Here is a 5,886-nt window from a genome sequence, read left to right as displayed (position 1 = left end):
AGCACCCCGCCGGCGCCGCCGCCTACCTTCAGGGTGTGGTTCTCGTGTCGTCGAGCCGATTGACGCGCGCCACGTTCTCTCGGTCCTCGGCGTCCGCGCTCGCCTCGGCGGCGAACCAGGCGTCGAGGATCTCCTTGAGGAGTGGTTCCGAGGTCAGACGCAGGCTGAGCGCGAGCACGTTGGCGTCATTCCAGCGGCGCGCACCGTCCGCTGTGTAGGCGTCCGTGCACAGGGCTGCACGTACACCGGGAACCTTGTTCGCCGCGATCGACGCGCCCGTACCGGTCCAGCAGCAGACGACCGCCTGGTCGGCGTTCCCCGCGGCCACCTCGCGGGCCGCCGCCTCCGAGCAGGATGCCCACTGCGGATCATCGCCGGGGCTGAGCGCCCCGTACGTCATCACCTCGTGTCCGCGGTCGCGTAGTTGCCCGAGGAGCGCGCGAGCCACGGGTTCGTCCATGTCCGAGGAAACAGAGATCCGCATGCCCCGAGACTAACCAGCCGTGGCAGGACGGTCGCCGCAAAACGAGCACGATCACCTCGACTTGCGGCGTGGACGAGGCCCGGTGGCCAGAGCGCTCCGGAGGCAGCACCACCACCGGACGTCATCTTCTCCTCGGTGTACAACGAGACGCCGACCTCGCCGAGCACCACCCTGGTCTGCTCCTTGCCCCAGACCTTGGTGTTGCCGCAGACGGAGACCGGCCGCAGGGTGTGGCCCTCGTGGAACCGGGGAGGAATCCCCCCGTGGACGGCCTCCAGGAGCTGCCGCATGGTCAGCAGGTCCTGGAGGTGAGTCTCCTCGGGACTTCCGTCGCCGTAGACGCCGGCGGACGACACGAACACCATCCGGACACGAACACCATCCGCCGGACACGGTCGCTGGCCGCCGCCGCGTCCCGGACGGTCCGAGTGCCCGCGACGTTGACGTCGATCGCCGCCAGCGGCTCGCGAGTGCAGGCGGCGACATCCGCGAGTGCCGCGGCGGAGTTTCATGGGCCGCACCTTGTGGTTTCGGTCGCCTGCGACGCGGTGTCGGTCGTCCCGGGGTCTTCACGCTCCGCTCCTTCGTGGGTACGCTCCGTGCGTCATAGGAGCCCGGACTCGGGGGGATGCTTCGTGATCGAGCAGGCGTACGTTCAGGCCGGCGACAAGCCCACGCCGACGCTCAAGGACATCAGGGACCGGATCGCGAAGGCGGTGGACGCGACGGAGGGCAGCACCGGTCTCAAGCGCCTCGCGTGCTGGCTGCAGATGCCGGTCGATTCCGCGTTCGGGAAGATGATGGACAGCAACTGCCAGGGGCGCGCCAAGGAGGTCGGCGCTCTGCTGAGCCCCGGGAAGGACGGGCTCTTCACGCCCGCCGACCTCGGGTCGGTGCGCAGTGCCTCGGCTGCGTGGACCGGCATCGACACGGCCCTGAAGGCCGAGCGCGCCGTGTACGTCAACGGTCCGGCCGAGCACGTGGGCGGGGCCAAGAGCAAGTTCACCAGCGGATTCCACGTGCTCGTCTTCCTGGCCGTCGGGAAGGACGCCGACGACCGCGTCTACTACCTGGGCCTCGACCCGGACGTCAGCGCCACGGCGGAGTCCCGGGCGGGGTGGAAGGCACTGGTCGCGGGGGAGCCCGAGACGAAGCCGGAGGAGTTCACCGCGGCGAAGAGCCTGGGCGTCGTCAAGTCGATGATCCTCGGGGACGAGGAGGACGGCTTCGGCCCGCTGGTCCGCAAGTACTACGTCGACACCACCGCGAAGTTCCCCAAAATCAACCGCTTCGGCTGAGCGCGTCCCGCGCCGTCGCACACGACCGAACACGACCTGACCGGGACGGGGTGCGAGCTCGGCGGAGTCCGCACCCCCAGGCCGACATGCACGGTCAGCGTGGCCACGGCGATGAGCTCGGGCAGAGCGAGCGCGAAGGTGCCCTCCACGATCACCGGCGGAGCTGCGGCGTGCTCGGCGAGCACGCCCTGACGGCCCCGTGGACGCCGTGCCCGCAGACGACGGACCTGGCCAAGGCGCGCGAGCGACGGCCTGTCCGCCGAGACGGTCGCCGGCGGGTTCGGCACCGCCTACTCCCATGCCCTGTCCGTGCACCTCGCCGCACAGGACCGGTGACGACGGGCTTCGCAACATCGGCTCTGTTGGGGTTCCCGGGCGTCTCTTCCCGTCCTCGCGCGCCGCCACGAACTCGAAGACCGACCGGCGCGGAACAGCGCCGTCCCTCTTCCGTCGACGTAGGCCCGCTCCCGATGGGCGGGCGCTACTGCACGCTTCGCCGACGCGAGCTCGATCACGGCGGGGCTGGGCAGCACGATGACCGTGAAGGCGGCGCTGATCAGCAGGCCGTTACTGTTCCCACCCCACCCTGTGCAGCAGGGCGGTGCGAAGCAGGCCCTTCCGCGCCCCGGTCGCCGCGCCGTCAGGCGTATCGGCGGCTGCTCCGCCCAGCATCCCGCCAGGCCGCGCGTGCCCGTGTGTCGGCAGAGCGCCGCATCGTCACACCGGACCGAGGCGGCGGAATTCATGCGTGGCCAGGGGGAACAAGGAGGAGAGGATGTTCGACTGCAACTCTCCGGTAAGGACGGACGCGAGGAATCCGTGCACGATACGGGATAATGTTCCCATCGGTCGCTCACCTCGTTCGCCATGACGGTCCATCCGTTCGGCTCAACGCCCGGAAGAACGAGCCAGTACAGGCATTCTCCGTTGTCCGTGGTCGCCCACGCGATGAGCACGGATCCCTCGGTCTCCAGTTCTGTCGGCTTCTTCTCGACCGTCCACAGGTCCTGCAGGTCTTCGAACTGGTACTTGGCCCATATGAGGAGGTCGTAGTGCTTGTTGGGACAGTCGGGCTCCAGGACGTAGAGGTAGTCGTCCCAGTTACTTCCTCCATAGACGTCGATGAACTCCTTGTAGTCATCTGGGAGTTCCACTGAGAGGGCGCGTTCGACCCCACCCCAATCCTTGTCGCGGGACCGGCTCGGCGCCGGGACGATTTCGAGGAGACGTGCAAGGGCGTTGCTCACGGCGGGGGTCCTGTTCCTAAGCCGTCGTTTCTTTTGGCTTGATCGTTCATTGAACCGTGCATGACCGATCTGGTTGAGCGGCCCGGCGCCGGACGAATTGTGGGTGCTGTTCCAGCGGGTGGTGCCGCCGACGGAGGCCATACGCCCGCAGGGCGGCGGCCGGCGTCGAGCGGGTGACCGTGATGCCTTGGCCGCGACCATCTTCGTGACTACCTCTGGCTGCACTTGGCGGCAGCTGCCGCCGGCGTTCGGCCCGAGCCGGCAGACGGTCTACCGACGTTCGGCCCAGTGGAGCCAGGCCCGGGTCTGGACCGGGCTCCACCGCGTAGTCCGGACGAACTCGGCGCCCACGGCGAGCTGGACTGGTCGCGATGCGCGATCGACTCGGTCAGCCTGCGACGCGCCCTGCTGTCTACCGCCCCCGCTTCCGGTGGCGGGGCGCTGATCCAGACCCACCGCGGCGCCCTGGTGCACGACCGGTTCCCCGACCTGGCCACGGCCGCCGAGCAACTGCCCCAGAGCCTGGTCCGCGCGCTCGTCGTCCGGGACACCGCAGCCGGCCGGCTGCCCTTCGAGGCCCTCCAGCGCTCCAGCGCCGGGCAGCCGCCCGCGGCCGCACCGCCACCGCGCTCGCCGCCAAGAACCCCGCGTTCTTCATCGCCTTTGACACCCCTGCAGATCGACGGCATCGAGAAGGGGACGACGCAGCCACGGAGGTCGCCCGACGCGGTGGGGCCCGATGGGTCTGCCTCAACGGGCACTCCGGTTGCATGGCCGGATGTACGTCCGGGCAGAGAGTCGACGCCAGGCGCCGATCACGGCCCACACGTCGGCAGGCTGGCTGATAATGCTTCAGAACCCCTGGTCACGACGGGTGACCGCCCCTTGGGGGCGTGGTGGGGGTGTGGCCTGGCAGCCGTGCGAAGCGGCTTCCCCGACGTACCGGAAAGGCGATCGCGTGAGTCCCAAGCACCCCCGTCCGACGCAGAAGACCGACGACCAATTGCTGCAGACCACCCGCCGTACCGCGGCCCCGCAGCAGGGGGCCGCGGCGTCCGCGGAGCTGATGGGGCTCCAGGCGAGTGCGGGCAACGCCGCGGTCGTGCAGATGCTCCGGCGGGCCGGTCACGGGCGGGACCAGGAGCAGCACCAGCACACGGACGGATGCGGACACCAGCAGTCCGAACAGCACGAGGTGCAGCGGGTCGCCGTTCACGACGTACTGCGCGCCCCCGGACGCCCCATGGACGCCGCCACCCGCAGCGACATGGAAGCCCGCCTCGGTGCGGACTTCTCCGACGTCCGCATCCATGACAACAGCGCCGCCAAGGCCTCCGCCGCCGAGGTGGGGGCGCGCGCCTACACCTCGGGCAGCCATGTCGTCATCGGCGCCGGCGGTAGCGACAAGCACACCCTCGCCCACGAACTCACCCACGTCATCCAGCAGCGCCAAGGGCCGGTCGCGGGGACCGACAACGGATCGGGGCTGAAGGTCTCCGACCCGTCGGACCGGTTCGAGCGGGAGGCGGAGGCGAACGCCAGCCGGGTCATGGCCCCTGGCCACCAGGCTGCCACCGCGGAGGTGCAGCGTCATGCGGCACCGTCGGTCGTGTCCGGTTCTCACGGTTCTCACCACTCGGTGCAGCGCGTCGCGAGCCCTCAGGACCGGTTGACGGTCGAGTACTGGGAGGAGCAGGCGGGACTGGGCGGATCGAGCAGCTCCGCCGCCAAGGCCAAGTCCACGCAGATCGCCGCTTCCAAGAAGAGCGCGAAGGGCTTCAAAGCCAGCAAGCCTCCGCGCAGGATCGATGAAATCATCACGTCCGTCGGCCCCCGGCTTCTGGCCGATCTGGCGCAGATGCCGGAGACCTCCGGGCGGATGGAGCTGTACCGCTCCATGAGTTTCGAAGAGGCTTACAGCACCCTCACCTACTGGGGCGACGAAGCCGCACGAAAGGAAATGACGGACTACGTAGCGGGCGGCCAGGGAACGGCAAAGGGATTCAGGGAGAACGGGTACTCCGGCATGACGATCGGTGCCCATCTCGGCGACCAGGGCCAGGCCGACGGGTACTACGACACCCAGGGTCCCCCCTACGCAGTCCAGCTGAAGTTCACCCTGAAACCCGGCGCCCACGAACTCCTCTTCAACCAGGACCATATGGCACTCGGGCCGGGCTACAAGAACGACCTGATCCGCAAGGCGAACGGCGGCGGCTACCAGAACGCGAACGCGAACGAGGGCACGCTCGGTGGGTACATCGGCGTGAAGGCCGAGGACAAGGAGCCCTACAGCCTCGGCATCGCGCAGGGCAACAATGGCAAGAACGGCCGTGAGCTCGGCGCGAGCCAGCTGCTCTTCCAGCTGTTCGTCGAGAACGTCGAACTCGTGAAGAACAGGTCGGGCCAAGACCTGCCCGCCCCCGCAGCAGCCCAGCAGGAACTGGCCGTGTAGTCACAGATCGCCGTGGACGCCCGACCGGGCATCCACGGGCCCCGGCGGACCAGGCCCCGTCCTCGAAATGATCTTGCCTGGATCGGCATGGCTGCGAGTACGACCGCTGCTTCGTCGGAAGTGGCGGTCTTCTCATAACGACTGGCGATGCCGAGCAAGCGTCCGAGTTGGCCGAAGCGGCGTTCGACGGTCTTGCGGCAGCAGTAGGTCGCGCGGTCGAAGCCTGTGGACCGGCCGCCGCGCCGGGAGGCGGTGCTGCTTCTGGACGTTCTTCTCCAGGTCGTGCGCCCGATGCCGCATCGTCGCAGGTAAGCGCGGAACCAGCCTCGGTGAGTGACCGCCTCCGCGATGATGATCAAGTCCGGTCTCGCGCCCCTGCTCGCGGCCCGCATGGCCGACACC

General features: G+C 68.9%; 6 protein-coding genes and 1 pseudogene. 3 read left to right on the top strand and 4 right to left on the bottom strand.

Annotated elements, in window-relative coordinates; all coding sequences use genetic code 11:
• Window positions 1-28: 28 nt before the first annotated feature.
• Window positions 29-484 carry an RpiB/LacA/LacB family sugar-phosphate isomerase gene (locus tag ACFWVD_RS27945; protein ID WP_081521117.1) on the bottom strand — a complete coding sequence of 152 codons (456 nt, stop codon included), beginning with the start codon at window positions 482-484 and terminating at the stop codon, window positions 29-31.
• Window positions 485-776: 292 nt separating this feature from the next.
• Window positions 777-974, bottom strand: a pseudogene (locus tag ACFWVD_RS27940) (hypothetical protein); the annotation flags it as partial.
• 145 nt (window positions 975-1,119) lie between these two features.
• Between ACFWVD_RS27940 and ACFWVD_RS27935 the strand changes: the two are divergent.
• The gene (locus ACFWVD_RS27935) at window positions 1,120-1,782 is read left to right on the top strand and encodes a hypothetical protein (RefSeq protein WP_379247812.1); all 663 of its coding nucleotides are present in this window, start codon (window positions 1,120-1,122) and stop codon (window positions 1,780-1,782) included.
• Here ACFWVD_RS27935 and ACFWVD_RS27930 read toward each other — a convergent pair.
• Together ACFWVD_RS27930 and ACFWVD_RS27925 are read right to left on the bottom strand one after the other, a co-directional pair.
• Entirely contained in the window at window positions 1,734-2,069 is a 336-nt protein-coding gene (locus ACFWVD_RS27930) for a hypothetical protein (RefSeq protein ID WP_379247810.1), read from the bottom strand. The genes ACFWVD_RS27935 and ACFWVD_RS27930 overlap by 49 nt on opposite strands.
• A gap of 3 nt (window positions 2,070-2,072) precedes the next feature.
• Window positions 2,073-3,170 carry an SMI1/KNR4 family protein gene (locus tag ACFWVD_RS27925; protein ID WP_379247808.1) on the bottom strand — a complete coding sequence of 366 codons (1,098 nt, stop codon included), beginning with the start codon at window positions 3,168-3,170 and terminating at the stop codon, window positions 2,073-2,075.
• On the opposite strand from ACFWVD_RS27925, the gene ACFWVD_RS27920 reads away from it, so the two are divergent.
• Together ACFWVD_RS27920 and ACFWVD_RS27915 are read left to right on the top strand one after the other, a co-directional pair.
• Complete coding sequence (locus ACFWVD_RS27920) at window positions 3,133-3,474, top strand: transposase (protein WP_379247806.1); 342 nt, start codon at window positions 3,133-3,135, stop codon at window positions 3,472-3,474. The genes ACFWVD_RS27925 and ACFWVD_RS27920 overlap by 38 nt on opposite strands.
• A 513-nt stretch (window positions 3,475-3,987) precedes the next feature.
• Window positions 3,988-5,484, top strand: coding sequence for a DUF4157 domain-containing protein (locus ACFWVD_RS27915; RefSeq protein ID WP_379247804.1), 1,497 nt, complete (start codon window positions 3,988-3,990; stop codon window positions 5,482-5,484).
• Window positions 5,485-5,886 lie beyond the last annotated feature (402 nt).

The organism is Nocardia sp. NPDC058666, assembly GCF_042714895.1.
Lineage (GTDB): Bacteria > Actinomycetota > Actinomycetes > Mycobacteriales > Mycobacteriaceae > Nocardia.
Note: the sequence above shows the minus strand (reverse complement) of the source record. Positions and strands in the feature narration are given on the sequence as shown.

Coding starts and splice junctions, on each gene's coding strand:
- ACFWVD_RS27945 (WP_081521117.1), bottom strand. CDS start 484: ATGCGGATCTCTGTTTCCTCGGACATGGACGAACCCGTGGCTCGCGCG.
- ACFWVD_RS27925 (WP_379247808.1), bottom strand. CDS start 3,170: ATGGCCTCCGTCGGCGGCACCACCCGCTGGAACAGCACCCACAATTCG.